This is a genomic window from Ochrobactrum teleogrylli (assembly GCF_037482325.1).
Taxonomy (GTDB): domain Bacteria; phylum Pseudomonadota; class Alphaproteobacteria; order Rhizobiales; family Rhizobiaceae; genus Brucella; species Brucella teleogrylli.
Genome location: NZ_JBBHKQ010000002.1, coordinates 751,668 through 769,183, shown reverse-complemented (window position 1 = coordinate 769,183; position 17,516 = coordinate 751,668). Strand labels below are relative to the sequence as shown.

Below are 17,516 nucleotides of genomic sequence, written 5' to 3'. Positions count from 1 at the left end.
ATAACTCTCAATGCAGATCAAACCGATGCCGCGCTCGATTATCCGGGATTGATCGAAGCCTTGCGTCGAGCGCACGCGAGCGGCAAACGACCGCAATGCAACACTACCGTACTGCAGGACCGGCAAAGTCCTGACAACCAGTTCGTATCCCTGGTAGCGTGGCTCGAAGGCGAGGCCGTTGCCGTCAAGCTGGTCGGGGTTTTCCCTGCGAATGTCAAACTTCCTGTGGCCCAACCCTCGATCCAGGGCACGGTAACGCTGTTCAGCGGTCAGACCGGCGAAGCACTGATGGTCTGCGACGGCGCCATTGAAACCTTCAAGAAGACGGCGGCAGATTCGGCACTTGGCGCCAGCCTGCTGGCGCGCAGGGACGCCCGTACCTTGCTGGTGGTTGGCGCCGGGGGGCTAGCGCCCCATGTGGTGCAGGCTCATTGCGCCAGCCGACCGTCGATCGGTCAAGTCTTTATCTGGAACCGCAGCTTCGACAGGGCGGAAAAACTTGCCAGCCGACTTGAAATTGCTGGCGTCAACATTGTTGCTGTGCAGGATCTTGATGATACCGTCGCCAAGGCGGACATCATATCCTGCGTCACCATGTCAACCAGTCCGCTGGTGAAGGGAAAACTGCTGAAAGAGGGCGCTCATGTTGATCTGATCGGCGCCTATATGCCAGACATGCGAGAAGCCGACGATGACGTGTTCCGCCGTGCCGAACGAGTATTTGTCGATACGCGCCATTGTTGCGATGGTTCGGGCGAACTCGGAATTCCGCTCGCCACCGGTCTGATCAGCTCTGAGCAGATCGAAGCTGATCTGATTGAGCTATGTCAGGCAAAACATCCAGGTCGCAGCGACGACCGCCAGATCACCGTCTACAAAAATGTTGGCGGCGGGCATCTCGATCTGTTTACCGCGCAATATCTGTACAGCACTCTTTAAGAGGCCGTGCCACGTTAACATCATGGGATTGCGCACTGGACGGCTACGGAGACGCGTTATTGACTGGCATCGCGCATCGCTCAATAGTAGGCGCCGGCGGTTCATATCGGTTCCAACGCGTTTAAGAATTATGCAGTGAAGGGCAGGTCGAGCCTGAGCTTGCACTCAATCAATGTGACAGCGTCCGATTTGATTGTGTCTGGGCTATAATCGACAGTTCGACTGCGATTTGGAGCGAGTGTTGGTCTCGGTGGTTGTGTGCCTCCGCAACCACGCTTCAGCCTGCTGGACCGTCCCAATCTACGATTCCTTACGACACGCAGCCCTCTCGAATCAATGGGTCCAATCGGGTAAAGCTGCGAGCCAAAGTAATGAGGATTTCCGAACCGCGAATGATCTGATCAATTTCGACATATTCATCACGCGCATGGGCCTGGGCTATGTCTCCGGGACCAAAAACTACCGTCGGTGTACCGGATCGGGTGAATTTGGTCGCATCCGATCCAAACGGGACGCCAATCGGTTCATGAGGAAGGCCATAATCTTGTAACAGGCGTGAAAGCGCGGTGACGATACGAGCGTCAGGGGGAACTTCCATGGAGACGGAGTCGATATAAGGCCTGTGCATCGTGATTTGAGTGTCGGATGGATAACGGGCGGCGAATTCGTCAACGACTACTTTTATTTCCGTCCATGCCTCTTCGCCGGTCTGATCCGGCAATGTACGCAAGTCGAAGGTCAGGACGGCTTTGCTCGGTACCGTGTTGGGGCCTTCGCCAGCCTGCATCATTGTACAGGTCAAGGTGCGTCGCTCGAGCGTTTTGTGGTTGCGCTCGTGAGATGACATATAGTCCCGCAGATGACGCACGAGATCGGCGGCGGCAAGCAGCGCGTCCACACCCTCTTCGGGTTTGGAGGCATGCGATGCACGGCCATCGACTTCGATCTGCCACCGTATAACGCCCTTGCAGGCGTTTACCAGTGCGAGCATTGTTGGCTCTCCGGCGATGCCGAGGTCGTAAACGGGTCTGGCGCGTACATGGTGCAGAACACCCTCAAAGGTGGTTTCTTCGTCGATCGCTGCCACGAAGGTGAGGTCACAAGCACAGCCATTACGCCTGAGTTCGCGCATTGCCAGCATGAACATGGCAAGACATCCCTTGTCGTCAACCGCCCCGCGTCCGTGAAGCCGCCCATTTTCCAGACGCGGTTCGAATGGCTTGTCCATGCCTTCAACCTGTACCGTATCTGTGTGGCCTTCCCATATCATGGAGACAGCGTCTGCGGCTGCGGGCAAACGGGCCACCACGTTGGGGCGTCCCGGCAGGACTTCTTCCATCCAAACTTCGATGCCTTCGTTGCGCAGCCAGCCAGCGATGAAGTCCGCGAGTTTCGCTTCTCCGAACCATTCCGTTGGGAGACCGCTTTTCTGAAAGGCAGGATTGATGCTGGGTATGGCGACCATCGCTCCCAGCAGTTGCGCGACTTCGTCCGTGCCAATCCGGTTTTTTGTCATGGCTTGATTACCGGTTGAAAAATTTCTGAAGGGTGAGATCAGCGGCGCCTACAATGCCAGCATTGCCACCCAGTGCGGCGGGAACGATTTCCGGTCGTAGGTGAGGTGGCGCGTTGTCGGTGAATTCCTGAACCATTTTTATATAGCCTTCGGCCAGTCCCACACCACCGCCGATCACGATCCGCCCGACATCGAGCGCGAGTTTGATGTCGCTGCATAATCCGGCAATGCGTTGCGCCGAATGGCGGACGATGGATGCGGCCCATGCTTCGCCGGCAACCTTGGCGGCGAATACACCTTTCGCATCGACGGCATGGCCGGTCTTGTGTGCCTCGGCCTCAATCCAGCGTCCACTGACTATGTTTTCGAGGGGGGCGCCGTGCAACAAAGAGCCGATCTGTCCGAAATGCCCGGCAAGTCCGCCGAGCAACCGGCCATTGACTACGAGTCCGCCACCGATTCCTGTCGATATGGTGAGGAATGCCATGTCAGGGCATCCCGCGCCAGCGCCGTGGCGATATTCGCCCCATGCTGCGGCTTGCGCATCGTTGATTGCGAGAATATCGACATTGCCGAACAATCGGGATGCCGTTTCCGTCAGCTCGAAATTGTCGGGAATGGCGAGAGTTTCGGGGTTCAGAGCGGACCAGAATCCATTGCGTACCGCGCCGGTAACAGCGATGCCGATGGGCAGCTTGTCGATCTGCCATTTATCCACGGCCGCGTGGATCGATCGCAGCCATGCCTCCGGTCCTGCGTCGCGCGCTGTCACTATCGTTATGCTGTCGATGATTTCGCTCCCGCGCACCAGCGCCGCCATGATCTTCGTGCCACCTATGTCGATAGCGAGGCGCGTTTGGGATGAAGCTGCCTCGCTGGCATGGGCGCTTTCCACCGCGTCCCGGAACCATTGCGTAACGTGCTCGGTACGGGTGATGGCGGAACCGACGACGACCGCGAATGCACCGGCCTGCACTGCTTGCGCCGCATCGGCAGGCGCTTTCACGCGCCCTTCGGCGATGACGTAGGGAGTGAGTCGCCGCATGGCCGTGATCAGCGCGATATCAGGTGCATCAGGAACCGGGCCCCCGACATAACCCGACAGTGTCGTGCCGACGAAATCGACGCCAAGGGCAAGCGCCTGCCGGGCGTCTTCCAGTGAGGAGCAGTCGGCCATGGCCAGTTTGCCGCGCCGATGCGCTGCATCGAGAAGTGCTGCGACGGATGCGGGCCGTACGCGATCCGTCGCATCGAAGGCGATGATGTCCGCACCAGCATCCGCCAACGCATCGACATCGGATATGAATGGCGTGATGCGTACGGGACTGTCATTCAGATCGCGTTTGACGATCCCAATAATCGGCACGTCGATCCAAGGCCGGACAGCTGCGACATAGCGGATGGATTCGATACGCACGGCCTTAGCGCCCGCTGCAACGGCTGCCTTGGCGAAGCCGATGACAAAATCGGCATTATCCGTTGGACCATACTGCACAGGTTGACATGACACGATCAAGCTGTGGCGAAGACCGTCGCGAAGGGACTTTTTCGTGTTATTCGACTGCACGGATAATGGCTCCTGAAGCGTTGGCGGACAAGTAAGCGGCGGTTTGGTATGACCCGATTTGATGGAACTCGCTTTATAGGGGGCGTATGTGCGGGGACAGCCGGACGGAAATGCGATCGCAGGCGGCTTGCAATATGGCCAGCGTGGTTTCATGGCGGTTCTCCCGCCGGTACCGGTTGACATAAGCTATGATGATGGATGCCACGGCGGTTCCATCCGATCCGAAAATCGGGCAGCAGATGTCGGTTATACCGACGAAATCGCGGCTGTCGCGCAGTTCATATCCCTTGGAGCGAATGGTTTTGAGGTGTGTCTCCAGCGCAGGGCGGTCGATCGGCGTGGGAGAATTCGCGATGCACTGATCGATCATCCTGGCCGCAACCCCCGGCGGCTGGAAAGCAAGGATGACCTGGCCGGAAGTCGAGTCGGTGGCGAGACGCCCGTAACCGAGCCGCAGTGTGAAAGACATGTCTTCCCCACCCGGAACCGCCGCCGTCACGACGGTCAATCCATGATTGAGGACCACGAGATGTGGTGATTGCTGACTTTCATAGGCGATCACCGAAAGTTCGGGCATAGCCGCCGTCATCAAATCCTGCGCGCTCGGCGTATGGAGGCCGAGCTTGAACAGCCGGTCGGTGAGGGAGAAGGCGTCGGTTTCCGGGTTGCGCTCGATATAGCCACGTTCCTGAAGGGCCACCAGCATTCGAAATATTTCATTCTTGGAGCGGCCGAGGCCGTCGGCGATTTCCTTCATAGTCAGCGGACAGCGGGCCTCTGCAAGCAGTTCCAGCACTTCTAGCCCCTTCGTCAGTGCGGGCGCGGAATAAGACGGCTTGCCGTCGTCATTCGTATTGTTGTTCATGCGTGAATCCTCTGTGGAACCGCCACCATAGAGAACCGAAAGCGATCTCGCTATTCGTTTCATATTCAAACTTGACACCATATATAAAACTGCCATGATGAAACCCACAACAAAAAACTGAGTGGGTTCGATGACAAATTTCACGGTGGTGAAGTCCGATGGTTTGCAGCGCAAGCCGGCGACGCCGCGGCGCAACAGCATCTTCACTTCCGTCGATCTGGATCGACCGGGCAAGCAGATCGGGTACTTCAGTGTTCCCCAATCACCGCATGATGACGCGTGGGGGACCGTGCAGGTTCCGCTGGCCGTCGTGAAGAACGGCACGGGGCCGACTGTCCTCATCGAGGCTGGCAATCACGGCGATGAATATGAGGGACCGATCGCGCTTGGCGAATTGCTGCGTGAGATCGACCCATCGGAGATTTCCGGTCGCATCATCGCAATACCGGCTGTCAACATTCGGGCGGTGGAAGCGGGTACGCGAACCTCGCCCGTCGACGGGTTGAATTTCAACCGCTGTTTCCCCGGCGACTTTGACGGTACGCTGACTCGCCAGATAGCGGCCTATGTTAATGATTGTCTGTTCCCCATTTCCGATTATTTTCTCGATCTGCATTCTGGCGGTTCGTCGCTGATGATTCTTCCCAGCGCCATCATCGAACGCTCCCCAACGCCGGAAGGGCATCGCCGAAACATCAAGGCGACGCTCGCATTCGGCGCGCCCACCGTGGTGATGGTGGACAACCTGGGAGAGACGCGGACCTCCACGGCGGCGGCGAATCTGCAGGGCTTGATCGTGATCGGCAGCGAGATGGCTGGCGGTGGCCTTGTGGGTCAGGAAGCGCTTGCGATCTGCCGGCGCGGCATCCGCAATGTACTGAAATATGCGGGTGTGCTGAAAGGAGAGCCGGACATTCCAGCCAACGCCAACGCACGCGTGCTCAAGGTTCCCGGCAGTGAAGGATATATTATTTCAGACGAAGACGGGGTTTTCGAGCCCCTGAGCGAGCTTGGAGCCATCGCGAAAAAGGGCGATGTCGCCGGGCGCATACATTTCCTGCGCTCGCCGTCGCGTGAGCCGGTCACATTGCGCCATCCAATTGATGGCTTCGTCTTCGCCAAGCGGCAACCAGGGCGTGTGCGTCCGGGAAATTGCTGCTTCGTGCTTGCGAACGAATATCCAGAAGCGCTGGCGGACGAGGAATAGCCCGATGAGCTACGAAGATATCAAGGCGGCGGCGGAACGCATTAGGCCCTTCGTGCGCAGGACGCCGGTTTTCAAGCTTGAGCAATGTGCTGGTGCCGACATTCGCAACGACTTTTATCTGAAGCTGGAATGCCTGCAGGTCAGCGGTTCATTCAAGATACGCGGGGCCACAAACCGGGTGAAATCCCTGCCGCCGGAACGGATCGCGCAGGGGCTTGTCGCGGCATCGGGCGGTAATCACGGTCTGGCGACGGCTTATATGGCGCGCCACTCCGGTGTGCCAGCCACGATCTTTTTGCCGAAGAATGCCAGCCCGATCAAAGAGCAGAAACTGCGTAAATGGGGCGCGGATGTGCACTATGATGGCATGGTTTGGGACGAGGCCCATGAGGCCGCTCTGGCCTTTGCGAAGGAGCAGGGCGCATTCTACATGCATCCTTTCGCCGACGACGCTATTGTTTCGGGGCAGGGAACCGTCGCGCTTGAGATGATCGAGCAGATTCCCGACGTGGACCTCTATATCGTTGCCATCGGCGGCGGTGGCCTCATCACCGGCCTATCGCAGGTGATCAAGGCCGTGAACCCATCCGCGCGCGTTATCGGGGTGGAGCCGGTCGGTTCGCCGACATTGCACGCCTCGTTCGCTGCGGGCCATGTCGTTCAGTTGCCGGAGATTACCACCAGGGTGGCTACCATGGCCTGCGGTCGCACGGACGAGACCATCTATGAAATCGCGCGGCGTCATGTGGATGACATTGTCTTGATCGAGGACCAGGACATGCAGCGCGCCGCCGAGCTTTTGTGGTTCGAGTTCGGGATTGCGGCCGATCTCAGCGGCGCGGCTTCACTCGCCGCGCTGGTGTCGGGCGCGGTTGCGCCCAAGTCGGGCGAGCGGATCGCCGGGCTGATTTGCGGCGCGGGTATAGACGGCCTTTCCGCCTGAAGGGCGGGGCAAGGTTGGGCAAACGAATTCCCGCTGGGCCGAAAAAGGGTGCGGCGGACCAATTTCAAGAAGAGGCGGCAAACGCCCAGATAAAAACCTGTCGAGGCAGAGGAGAACTGGAACATGAGGACTATTCTTAAAGCATCCGCGGCATTGATCGCGCTGGCGCTTGCGACGCCGTCTTTCGCACAGGAGAAGGTGCTGGGCGTTGCCGCTATCGATCTGCAGAACTCGTTTTATGTTCGCATGAAGGAGGCCGGCGACGTTGCCGCTTCCGATTACGGCGTGAAATCCACATGGCAGAGCGCCGAAGGGAGCCTGGAAAAGCAGGTCGGCATCATCGAGAATTTCATCAATCAGGGTGTGAGCGCGATTCTCATCGACCCTATCGACAAGAATGCGGTCCTCCCGGCGATCAAGAAGGCGCTGGACGCCAAGATACCAGTCATCACCATGGGCAACAAGGTGGATGGCGGCGGCAATTATTCGACGCTTTATCCCGACTATGACAATATGGCCATGGTTGCTCGCGCCATTGCTACATCACTTGGCGGCGAAGGGGAGATCGCGTTGCTCGTGGGTTCGCGAGGCAATTTCGTTTCCGATACAAGAGAAAACGGTTTCGTCGATACGATCAAGAAGGAATTCCCGAAGATCAAGATCGTCGGCGTCGAGCCGACCAACTGGGACGCGGCTAAGGCCACCAATGCAGCACAGACCTGGTTGACGACCTATCCTGATCTAAAGGCCATTGGCTGCATTTCCGATAGCCTTTGCCTGGCGGCGGATTCGGTCGCCAGTTCCATGGGAACCGATCTCATTTATGGCGGCTATGACGGTGATGCTGAGATGAAGGACCTCATCGATAGCGGTAAGATGGTCATTGACGTGCTGACCGGCGCTTATCGCGTCGGCTATTGGAACATCGCGGTCGCCGCCCGTCTCGCGAAAGACGAGGAACTGCCGAAGGACCTTTTCATGCCGACCTATTTCGTCATATCCGACGAAACGGCGTCGAAGCTCCAGGCTGCCGGATTGAGCGTTGATTATATCAACACCGAAAAGGAAGCGGTCGAGGCCAAGAACTATACGGAACAGCTTGGTCCCAAGGTTTCCGTTTCGGCCATGACGGTCGGTAAGTAACCGTCCCGGAAATGGCACCGGCGTGTCACTGACGTGCCGGTGCCCAAGCCGTAATTCCTGAAAGTCCGCCTCCTTTCGCCGCCGCGCGGATAGGTCGCCATGTTCGATAGGTGGGAACCATGTCCCAGACCTGGAAATCAGCTTTCCTTCGCCGCAACGAGCCCGTTCTGATAATCGTGCTCGCAATTTCCGTTGCCGTTTTCGGCTGGATCGATCCGCGTTTTCTGACGGCGGGCAATTTCGTCAGCATCGCGCAGCAGAGTGCCGTGATCGCGCTGATCGCCTTCGCCATGACGGCAGTAATCATTGCACGCGGCATAGATATTTCCGTCGGCAGCACGCTGGCCTTTGCAGGAGTAACGGCAGGGCTTGTCCATGCATCGACGGGTTCCGCTCTGGCGGCGCTTGTCGCCGCTATGGTGAGCGGCGGCGCGATCGGCCTCCTGAATGGCGCGCTCATCGGCTTCGCGGGTATTTCGCCTTTCATCGCGACGCTGGCCACCATGGCTTTTGCGCGCGGCCTTTCGCTCAGCATGTCAGGCGCATCCAGCATCGCCATCACGGATCCCGTCATTCTTTTTGCGGGCCGCGAGACTTTCGGGTTTCTTCCCGTTTCCGTGATCATCGCGGGCATTGTCCTGTGCCTCTGGTGGTTCGTGCTCAGACGCACTGTCTATGGACGCTGGATATATGCCGTCGGCGGCAATGCGGAAGCGGCCCGCGCATCGATGGTGCCGGTGGAGTGGGTGCGGATATCGGTCTATCTCATTGCGGGCGCGACGGCGGGCTTTGGCGCGATCCTGACCATCGGTCGTCTCGGTTCGGCTCAGCCTCTTGCCGGAACCGGCCTGGAATTTACCGCGATCACGGCGGCGATCATCGGCGGCACGAAGCTTTCCGGCGGACAAGGTTCTATCTGGGGCACCGCAATTGGCGCCCTTCTGCTTGGCGTCATCAATACGGGCCTTTCCTTTCTTCAGCTTCCGCAGATCGTCATCTATTGCATCACCGGCGCTTTGATTCTGATTTCCGTGCTGGCAAGCCAGCCCGAAAGTCTCACAGAATTTTTCCGGTCTCTACGCCGCAGGAAATCGGTTTCCGCAAAGGCGGCAGCGGTCAGTGCGACTGTAAACGCCAGCGAAAAACACAGCATCGAATTGCGCGGCATGGGCAAGATATTCCCCGGCGTCAAGGCCCTTGACGGCGTTTCCTTTGCCGTGTCGGCTGGCGAGGTGGTCGCACTCGCCGGCGAGAACGGCGCGGGAAAATCGACACTTGTGAAGTGCATTTCCGGCGTGCATCGTCCCGATGAAGGACAACTCGTCATCGACGGCAAGGCGGTCGCCTTCAATTCGCCGCAAGACGCGGCGGGCATCAGTGTCATTCACCAGCATTTCAGCCTTTCACCCGATCTGACGGTTGCAGAAAACATGTTCGTCGGTCGCGAGCCGCGAACCCGGCTCGGGTTTCTCGACCGGGCGCGAATGCGGCGCGAAGCGCAGGCAATCATGGACCAGCTTTCGCTCGATATTACGGTCGATGCAGAACTTCGTTCCCTTTCCGTTGGGCGGCAGCAGATGGTAGAAATCGCGCGCGCCGTTCTCTCGGACGCCTGGTTCATGATCATGGATGAGCCGACGAGCGCGCTGTCCAACCGTGAGCGCGACCAGCTCTATGTCCTGATTGACAAGTTGAAGGCGCGAGGTGCGGGTATTCTCTACATTTCACACAAGATGGAGGAGATCTTCAATCAGTGCGACCGCGTGGTTGTGCTGCGCGACGGCAAGTTTATCGGCGAGCGCCGTACCACGGAGACGACGGAAGCCGAAATCGTTTCCATGATGGTGGGCCGCGAGGTAGGCGACGTATTCCCCTATCGACAAGCGAAAATCGGCGAGAAGGCCGTTGAGATTAAAAACGTTTCGAACGGAAAACTGCTCAAATGCGCCTCGCTGCATGTGCGCTGCGGCGAGATCGTTGCTCTCGCTGGTCTCATGGGCAGTGGCAGGTCGGAAGTGCTGCGCCTGATCGCAGGACTTGAAACATTGCATGATGGTTCGATTTCAGTATTCGGCGAGGGCCAGGTCGGAGGTGATGTCAAGACGGCAAACCGTGCGGGCATTGTCTACATCCCGGAGGACCGGCACCTTGAAGGTTTTGTCGGCACCATGTCCATCCGTGATAATCTGTCTCTCGCCTGGATTCGTGGCAACAGCCGGTTGGGTATTCTTTCCCTGCGCAGGATTGGCGCAATGGCAAAGGAAATAATCGGCTCACTCGGCGTGCGCCCGGCGCAGCCGGACAAATTGACCATCGAACTTTCCGGCGGCAACCAGCAAAAGGTTGTTATAGGCAAGTGGCTTGCGACAAATCCGAAGATTATTCTTCTCGATGAGCCGACGCGTGGCGTGGATGTTGGCGCAAAGTCGGAACTGCATCACTTGATCGCCAGGCTAAAGCAACAGGGCGCGGCTATATTGATGGTTTCCAGTGAATTGCCCGAGGTTCTGGGCGTTGCGGATCGGATCATCGTCATGCGTGAAGGGCATTCCGTGGGAGAGCTTTCCCATGGCGCGACCGAAGAAGACGTGATGGCCCTGGCGTTCGGCGACCGGCTGATCGAACAGCCGACCGGCGGAACGCGGGACGCGGTACGTCCGCTCAAGCGCCTGGCCCTGAAAGGAGGCGTGGTATGACGGAGTCCCGGAACAGGATGGCGAGGCGTGTCCTTGATCTCGCTCCTCTCATTCTTCTGATCGTCCTGACCGTGATTTTTGCCGTGGTGGATCCACGCGTGGTTTCTGGGCAGAGCCTGATCAATATCGTATCGCAAGCTACACCCATCGCGGTTCTTGCACTTGGCGCCCTCATCGTGCTTCTGACCGGCGGGATTGATCTTAGCGCAGGTATTGGCGTTGCCTTCTGTGCCGTACTCATAGCGACATTGGTCGATAGTGGTATGGGACTGCCGGGCGCGCTTGTCATAGGTTTGGTGGTGATGCTCGCGGTCGGGCTTGCCAATGGTTTCATCATATCCCTCCTGAAAATCCCGCCATTCGTCACGACCCTTGCTGCCATGGTAGCGCTGCAAGGCGCGACGCTTGCGGTGGCATCCAAGGGGGTACTGATGCTGAAGGAACCCATGCTGCGTTTCATCGGTGTCGAGCGGTCGTTTGGAGTTCCGCATGTGATTTTCACCACGCTGGCCATTGTGGCTCTGGCCGCTGTCATCATGCGCCGCACACGCTTCGGCTTGCGCACCTATGCACTGGGTTCCGACGCGGCTGCGGCTGAACTCGCCGGGATACCTGTCACCCGTCATATCATTCTCGTTTATGCTGGGTCCGGCCTGTTCGTTTTCCTCACGGCTTTCATCATGATCAGCCGCGTGCCAGTGGTGACGCCGAATATTGGCGGCACGTCATTGCTGCTGGACGCCATCGCGGCGGCTGTTCTGGGAGGCACCAGCATTTTCGGTGGTCGCGGTACGGTCTGGGGTACGGTCGTCGGGGCGCTGATCGTCAGCCTTCTGACTACGGCGCTGCGCATTTTCGGCACCGACCCATCTAGCCTCGAACTCTACAAGGGCGCAATCATCATGGCCGCGCTTCTGGCGGATTCCGGCATGACCTATGCCAAGACCCGTCTCGTGGAGGCGGCGCGATGAGCGTGTTTATGCCCGCAGTGGCTTCTTCCTTCGCTTGGATGACATCGCCCGAAGCGGGACGTCTGGCGATGGTCGGGCCCGTGCGTTCTGTCGCGTTGCTTCCGACCGGCGCTGTGGAGCAGCATGGTCCCCATCTGCCAATGGGTCTGGACATCTGGCTTGCTCACGCCGTCGCGCTTAAGGCGGCGGAGGGGCAAGATGGGATACGGGTCTGCGAACCGTTCGCCTATGGTTCCTCGCAGCACCATAGAGCTTTTCCCGGTACGATGAGCCTTGCACCTCAGACGTTCATCGCAGTTATGGTCGATCTTTGCAGTTGTCTCTGGGAGGACGGTTTTCTGCCGGTGATCATCAATGGGCATGGCGGCAACCGGGCGGCCATTCAGGTCGCAATCACGACGCTCGGGCGTGATGGGGTGATCTCGGCGGGATTTTCCTATTTCGACCTCATCGCGGATATTGCCACGGAAACCCTGCCGGATGCGGTTGGTGGAAGCGGGCACGCTTGCGCTCTGGAAACATCGCTGATGATGCATGTCCTGCCCCAAAGCGTTCGCACTGCACTGATACCGAAAGGCACGACGCCGCCATCATGGCCCGATCCACACCTTTACGCGGGACCGGCGGTTTCCGTTTGGCGTCCCTTCGAGGCGATCCGGGAAAACGGCGTTATCGGCACTCCCTCCGAAGCGTCGCCTGAAGCGGGCGCGCGCCTGTTCGCCGCCGCCGTTCAGCGCAGTCGCGAAACCATTCTTAAGATTCAAACTGGCTACGGTCAAAGGAGTTCGTCATGACGGTTCATTTCAAATCCTCGCTCAATGGCCCCAATTTGCGTGGCATGCCTATCGTGACGGAACCGGAATCTGGTCTACGGCTCGGCGTCAACCGTATCGGATCGGAGTGGCTGGCGGGCAGTTCGGGCACCTTCCTCAAAATCGACAGTCCTTCCACCGGCGAGACGCTCGGCCATATCGCGCTTTCGACACGAGCCGATGTGGGCCGTGCCGTGGCGGCCGCGGAACGTGCACGCGAAAGTCTTGGTAAGATGGGCGTTTTCACACGGGCGGCGCTTTGCATGAAGGTCGCCGACGAGATCGACCGGCGCACCGATGAGCTTGCACGCTTGCTTTGCCTTGAGCAAGGCAAGCCGTTTCATTCCGAGGCTAAAGCGGAAGTCGGTGCGGCGGCTCTCGGTTTCCGCAACGCGGCGGAACAAATGAAATGGTTGGAAACGGCCGCTTTTCCTGTTGCCGATGCCAACAAGCGTGCCTTCTGCTTCCTGCAGCCAAAGGGTGTCTTCGCGATCATCACGCCGTGGAATTTTCCGCTAGGCCTGCCATGCCTCTATTATCTTGGACCTGCGGTTGCGACGGGTAATACGGTGGTCTGGGTACCCGCCCCGACGACCTCGCTCATCGCCGTTGCCCTCATGGAATGCATGATTGAGGCAGGGTTGCCCGATGGCGCTATCAATCTCGTTCTGGGCGATGGGGCGGAGGTCGGCGACGAAGCCGTCGTACATCCCGGCACCCATGCGATCGGCTTCACCGGAAGTTCCGTCACGGGAGCGACCATAGCGAGGCGCGGAGCAGGCAAACCCCTGCTTCTGGAAATGGGCGGTAACGGGCCGACCATCGTGCTTGCGGATGCTGACATCGAGATGGCGGCGGAACAGATCGGCGCGGGTTGTTTCGCAAATGCGGGCCAGATATGCACGGCGACAGAGCGGGTGCTGGTGCATAAATCTGTTCACGATCGCTTTGTGGACGGGCTGGTGAAGGCGGCCGGAAAGGTACGCATGGGCGACCCCTTCGACCCGGCCACAACCATGGGGCCGGTCAACAACGCGGCAGCGCTGGACAAGATGTTGTCCCATATGGCCGACGCCGCCGCGCGCAAGGCGAAGGTGCTGATCGGTGGCAAGATTGCCGAAGGTATGCCGACGAATCTCTATTTCGAGCCGACCGTTGTGACGGGGCTGACGCACGAAAGCTTGCTTAACAAGGAAGAATCATTCGGACCGGTGGCTCCGGTGCTAACCTTCGAGACGGACGAGGAGGCATTGGAACTGGCGGCGACGAGTCCCTACGGGCTCAACGCGGCCATTTTCACCAATACGATCAAAAAGGCATTCTTTTTCGCTGAAAGCCTGCGCGTCGGTATCGTCAACGTCAATGAGAAGAGCTGCTATTGGGAACCGCATATTCCCGCAGGTGGTGCAGCGGGCACGCAAAGCGGCCTTGGCCGGACCGGTGGGCGCCATACGCTGATGGAAATGTGCGACCTTAAGACTATGACGATCGACATTACGCGCTGAGCTTTGGCCGTGCTTCATCAATTGAAAAAAGGATACTGAAATGACCATCAAGAGACACGGAGTGGGTGAAGGGCGCGGATCAGCGGGCCGCAAACTGCCTTTCGCCAAGGCGGTGGAAGCGGGAGGCTGGCTGCACGTATCGGGCCAGACGCCTATGCGAGACGGCGAGATCGCCGGAACGGGCATCGTCGAGCAGGCGCGCATCGCTATCGAGAACATGCTCAAGATCGTGCATGACGCGGGCTACCAGACGTCCGATATCGTGCGCGTCGGCGTCTGGCTGGACGATGCCCGCGACTTCTGGAGTTTCAACGGTGTGTTCGAACGCTATTTCGGCGATCATCCCCCGGCGCGTTGCTGTGTGGAATCGTCGATGGTCGTCGATTGCAAGGTTGAAGTGGATTGCATCGCCTACAAGGCCGGCTGAGACGGTTTCAGGCTTCAGGATACTTCGGAATGCGTTCAAACTCAATTCGAGCGGATTATATCATCGTCGGCGGCGGTTCCGCCGGCTGCGTGCTTGCCTCGCGCCTAACCGAGAATCCCGCCTTGCGGGTTGTTCTTCTCGAAGCGGGGATTGATGCCGCGCGGCCAGAGGATTTTCCTGACCTCGCCAACCCCTATCCGGGAGTTGCCTATTCCAATCCACGTTATACTTGGTCCGGTCTCAAGGCTTCCTTGCCCTATGGCGGCTCGAACCAGCCAGAAAGCAAGGCTAGCCGCTATGAGCAGGCTCGTGTTCTCGGTGGTGGCTCTGCCATCAACGGCATCGGAGCCAATCGTGGTTCGCCCCATGATTATGACGAATGGGGCGCGATGGGCATTGACGGCTGGTCTTGGGAAGAATGTCTACCTTTCTTCAAGAAGCTGGAACGTGATCTCGACATAGACAATGAGTTGCACGGCAAGACAGGGCCATTTCCCATTCGTCGTCGGGGCGATGTGATCTGGACACCTTTTACCCGCACCATGCTGCAAATCTGCGAGGATCGGGGCATTCCGTTTCTGCCCGACCAGAATGGCGTATGGGAGGAGGGTATCTTTGAAATGGCCGTCAATATGGATGAGCAACGCCGGCGCGTAAGCACGGCATGGGCTTATCTTACGCCGGAAGTTCGCCGCCGTCCCAATCTCGAAATCAGAACGGAGACTACGGTTTCGCGTATTCTCGTGGAGCGCGGAAGGGCGGTTGGAGTCTTGGTCACGCGCGGTGAAAACCGCGAGGAATTGCGCGCCGGCCGCGTCATTCTTTCCTCCGGCGCTTTGGCGACGCCCGCGATCCTCATGCGCTCCGGCATTGGCCCCGCGCCCCATCTGGCCGATTGCGGAATTACGACGTTGCACGATCTACCCGGCGTTGGCCAGAACCTAATGGAGCATCCGTCGGCGGGGTTGGTTCCTTTCCTGAAGCCTTCCGCACGTCAGAAGGGCGCACCAGATTATCATATTCCCATCGGCTATCGCTTTTCCTCCGGCCTTGAGGGTTGTCCACCCGGCGATATGCACATGAATTTCGTCACCCGCGCCGCATGGCACCCTGTCGGGCGGCAACTCGGTTCGATTTTCTTCTGGGTCAACAAATCCTATTCACGCGGCCAACTCATGCTCGATCCCGCCGCTCCGGACGGTCCGCCGCGCATTGATTTCCGCATGTTGTCGGATCGGCGCGATCTCACTCGACTTGCCGATGCCTTTGAGCGGGCGGTACGGCTTGCGAGCGATCCAAAGCTTGCTGCAGTGGTTTCCGGCGTCTATGCGGGTGGCATGTCCGAGATCGGTAAACGGTTTTCCAAGCCTTCGGCTTTGGTGGCGGCGATCACAGGATTAGGTTCGATCGGGCTTGATGCGATTGGTAAACTGCGTGAAAGGATTCTCCCCTACATGCTTGCAAATTTTGATAATCCATCGCGTCTTGCTGAAAGTCGCGAGGATCTTGAGGCCTATATTCGGGAGACTGTTGGAGGTGTTTGGCATCCTTCTGGCACCTGTCGGATGGGAGCGGATATTGACAGGATGGCGGTTACGGACAAGGACGGAGAAGTGCGCGGCCTTGAAGGCTTGTTCATTTGCGATGCTTCGATCATGCCGACAATACCATGCGCCAATACCAATCTGCCGACGATCATGGTCGCCGAAAAGATAGCAGCCACCTTAATTACTCACCATTGACAATTGGAACTATGCTAAAGGTACGAAAAATTCCTTACATTTAATACTTTTTTTCACAATTGTGATTTGCCTGTTCGTTTTACTGTTTCAGGAAATTTGAACCTTGAGCGTTCGGGATTTTTTGACTGGCAATCAGTTCTCGTTCAGGCGATTGGGTCGGCGGTGGGAAATTTTTGTCTCAGAGACTTGCATTAGGAGAATGGCGCAGGGGCTTAGTCCTCTCCCAAAAGCCTTTCGGCAACGACTTCATCTGTAACAATAATATTTGGCCGCAGAAGTTTCATTGCAGCTTTAAACACTGCTAATTTCTGCCATCCACCAGAAGCTAGCACGACTTTTCGGGCCGAACGCAGGGTTTCGGGATGAACCGCGATGACCCTATCATTCACTTGATGGTCGACGATTTCGCCCCGGGCGTTTACAAAACGGCACAGAACGTCGCCAATGGCACCGGCCCTTTCCAGAGAGGCTATCTCTTCTTTCTCGAGAAGCCCGTACTTTACAAATGTGGAGGAGGGAGACAGGTCACCAACACTGATGATTGCAAGATCAAGATGCTCAGAACGCCTGAATACTTCCCTGATGCCAGGATGGGTCATGAGGGCATCTCTCGTTTTTGCATCTGGCGCAAAAACAGGAGCGGCCATCAAAAGACATTCGGCCGAAAGTCGATCGCCCAGCCGCCAGGCAAACTCGGACGGGTTAAAGGCGCTTACTTTTGTCAATCCGCCAAGCAGTGAGACGACCGAAATTCCCTTAGCGTCCTGTTGCGGGATGGATCCTAAGGCTGAACTGAGCGTTTTGCCCCAGCCAAGACCAATCGTCACATTCTGATCAAGGCGATCGGCTATGAATTCGCCAAGAACAGCTCCAATAACGTCGGAAGTCTGTTCGTTTTGTACGGGTGTTGGTATGATGATGGCCCTTTCGAGCCCGTGACGTTCTTCTATTGCCCGTTCCAGCTCAACACAACGGCTCTGCTTTGCTGTAACACGGATCTGCACGATGCCATCCTGGCGCGCAGTTCCGAGCATCCGCAGCACGCGGGTGCGCGTAACGCCAAGTTCCTGGGCCACCTGATCCTGGGTCATACCTTCCTTGTAATAAAGCCAGGCTGCACGTACTCGCAGATCTTCCTGAAAATCACTCACTCGTTTTGTCCCCTGTTTGCGACAGCCTGTTC

General features: G+C 58.0%; 14 protein-coding genes. 10 read left to right on the top strand and 4 right to left on the bottom strand.

The window, feature by feature from the left end; genetic code table 11:
* Positions 1–48: 48 nt before the first annotated feature.
* Positions 49–939, top strand: a complete 891-nt coding sequence (locus WIX40_RS21095; protein WP_339441965.1) for an ornithine cyclodeaminase family protein — start codon at positions 49–51, stop codon at positions 937–939.
* Positions 940–1,249: 310 nt separating this feature from the next.
* On the opposite strand, the gene WIX40_RS21090 is transcribed toward WIX40_RS21095, so the two are convergent.
* The 3 genes from WIX40_RS21090 to WIX40_RS21080 all read right to left on the bottom strand — a co-directional run bounded on the left by WIX40_RS21090 (position 1,250) and on the right by WIX40_RS21080 (position 4,887).
* On the bottom strand, positions 1,250–2,455 hold the full coding sequence (locus tag WIX40_RS21090; protein WP_339441963.1) for a M20 family metallopeptidase: 1,206 nt from the start codon (positions 2,453–2,455) through the stop codon (positions 1,250–1,252).
* A gap of 7 nt (positions 2,456–2,462) precedes the next feature.
* Positions 2,463–4,022, bottom strand: a complete 1,560-nt coding sequence (locus WIX40_RS21085) for a putative N-acetylmannosamine-6-phosphate 2-epimerase (RefSeq protein ID WP_339441961.1) — start codon at positions 4,020–4,022, stop codon at positions 2,463–2,465.
* A gap of 73 nt (positions 4,023–4,095) precedes the next feature.
* Positions 4,096–4,887, bottom strand: coding sequence for an IclR family transcriptional regulator (locus tag WIX40_RS21080; RefSeq protein WP_339441959.1), 792 nt, complete (start codon positions 4,885–4,887; stop codon positions 4,096–4,098).
* A gap of 130 nt (positions 4,888–5,017) precedes the next feature.
* On the opposite strand from WIX40_RS21080, the gene WIX40_RS21075 reads away from it, so the two are divergent.
* From WIX40_RS21075 to WIX40_RS21035, 9 genes are all read left to right on the top strand, one after another.
* A complete protein-coding gene (locus tag WIX40_RS21075; protein ID WP_339441957.1) occupies positions 5,018–6,094 on the top strand; it encodes a succinylglutamate desuccinylase/aspartoacylase family protein in 1,077 nt (358 codons plus the stop codon).
* Between the two features lie 4 nt (positions 6,095–6,098).
* Positions 6,099–7,037: a threonine ammonia-lyase gene (locus tag WIX40_RS21070; RefSeq protein ID WP_339441956.1), complete on the top strand. Its 939-nt coding sequence runs from the start codon at positions 6,099–6,101 to the stop codon at positions 7,035–7,037.
* A 123-nt stretch (positions 7,038–7,160) separates the two neighbouring features.
* On the top strand, positions 7,161–8,180 hold the full coding sequence (locus WIX40_RS21065) for a sugar ABC transporter substrate-binding protein (protein WP_339441955.1): 1,020 nt from the start codon (positions 7,161–7,163) through the stop codon (positions 8,178–8,180).
* 119 nt (positions 8,181–8,299) lie between these two features.
* Complete coding sequence (locus tag WIX40_RS21060; protein WP_339441954.1) at positions 8,300–10,876, top strand: ATP-binding cassette domain-containing protein; 2,577 nt, start codon at positions 8,300–8,302, stop codon at positions 10,874–10,876.
* On the top strand, positions 10,873–11,847 hold the full coding sequence (locus tag WIX40_RS21055; protein ID WP_339441952.1) for an ABC transporter permease: 975 nt from the start codon (positions 10,873–10,875) through the stop codon (positions 11,845–11,847). The genes WIX40_RS21060 and WIX40_RS21055 overlap by 4 nt, the downstream gene beginning before the upstream one ends.
* A complete protein-coding gene (locus WIX40_RS21050) occupies positions 11,844–12,641 on the top strand; it encodes a creatininase family protein (RefSeq protein WP_339441950.1) in 798 nt (265 codons plus the stop codon). The genes WIX40_RS21055 and WIX40_RS21050 overlap by 4 nt, the downstream gene beginning before the upstream one ends.
* Positions 12,638–14,164 carry an aldehyde dehydrogenase family protein gene (locus WIX40_RS21045; RefSeq protein ID WP_339441948.1) on the top strand — a complete coding sequence of 509 codons (1,527 nt, stop codon included), beginning with the start codon at positions 12,638–12,640 and terminating at the stop codon, positions 14,162–14,164. The genes WIX40_RS21050 and WIX40_RS21045 overlap by 4 nt, the downstream gene beginning before the upstream one ends.
* Positions 14,165–14,204: 40 nt before the next feature.
* Entirely contained in the window at positions 14,205–14,591 is a 387-nt protein-coding gene (locus WIX40_RS21040; protein WP_339441946.1) for a RidA family protein, read from the top strand.
* Positions 14,592–14,620: 29 nt separating this feature from the next.
* Positions 14,621–16,333 carry a GMC family oxidoreductase gene (locus WIX40_RS21035; protein ID WP_339441944.1) on the top strand — a complete coding sequence of 571 codons (1,713 nt, stop codon included), beginning with the start codon at positions 14,621–14,623 and terminating at the stop codon, positions 16,331–16,333.
* Positions 16,334–16,545: 212 nt separating this feature from the next.
* Here WIX40_RS21035 and WIX40_RS21030 read toward each other — a convergent pair whose 3' ends face one another.
* Positions 16,546–17,484: a sugar-binding transcriptional regulator gene (locus WIX40_RS21030; protein WP_339441943.1), complete on the bottom strand. Its 939-nt coding sequence runs from the start codon at positions 17,482–17,484 to the stop codon at positions 16,546–16,548.
* Between the last annotated feature and the right edge of the window lie 32 nt (positions 17,485–17,516).

Excerpts from the sequence above, each read along its gene's own strand:
- WIX40_RS21090 (WP_339441963.1), bottom strand. The coding sequence starts at position 2,455 with ATGACAAAAAACCGGATTGGCACGGACGAAGTCGCGCAACTGCTGGGA.
- WIX40_RS21080 (WP_339441959.1), bottom strand. The coding sequence starts at position 4,887 with ATGAACAACAATACGAATGACGACGGCAAGCCGTCTTATTCCGCGCCC.
- WIX40_RS21075 (WP_339441957.1), top strand. The coding sequence starts at position 5,018 with ATGACAAATTTCACGGTGGTGAAGTCCGATGGTTTGCAGCGCAAGCCG.
- WIX40_RS21070 (WP_339441956.1), top strand. The coding sequence starts at position 6,099 with ATGAGCTACGAAGATATCAAGGCGGCGGCGGAACGCATTAGGCCCTTC.
- WIX40_RS21065 (WP_339441955.1), top strand. The coding sequence starts at position 7,161 with ATGAGGACTATTCTTAAAGCATCCGCGGCATTGATCGCGCTGGCGCTT.
- WIX40_RS21060 (WP_339441954.1), top strand. The coding sequence starts at position 8,300 with ATGTCCCAGACCTGGAAATCAGCTTTCCTTCGCCGCAACGAGCCCGTT.
- WIX40_RS21055 (WP_339441952.1), top strand. The coding sequence starts at position 10,873 with ATGACGGAGTCCCGGAACAGGATGGCGAGGCGTGTCCTTGATCTCGCT.
- WIX40_RS21050 (WP_339441950.1), top strand. The coding sequence starts at position 11,844 with ATGAGCGTGTTTATGCCCGCAGTGGCTTCTTCCTTCGCTTGGATGACA.
- WIX40_RS21045 (WP_339441948.1), top strand. The coding sequence starts at position 12,638 with ATGACGGTTCATTTCAAATCCTCGCTCAATGGCCCCAATTTGCGTGGC.
- WIX40_RS21040 (WP_339441946.1), top strand. The coding sequence starts at position 14,205 with ATGACCATCAAGAGACACGGAGTGGGTGAAGGGCGCGGATCAGCGGGC.
- WIX40_RS21035 (WP_339441944.1), top strand. The coding sequence starts at position 14,621 with ATGCGTTCAAACTCAATTCGAGCGGATTATATCATCGTCGGCGGCGGT.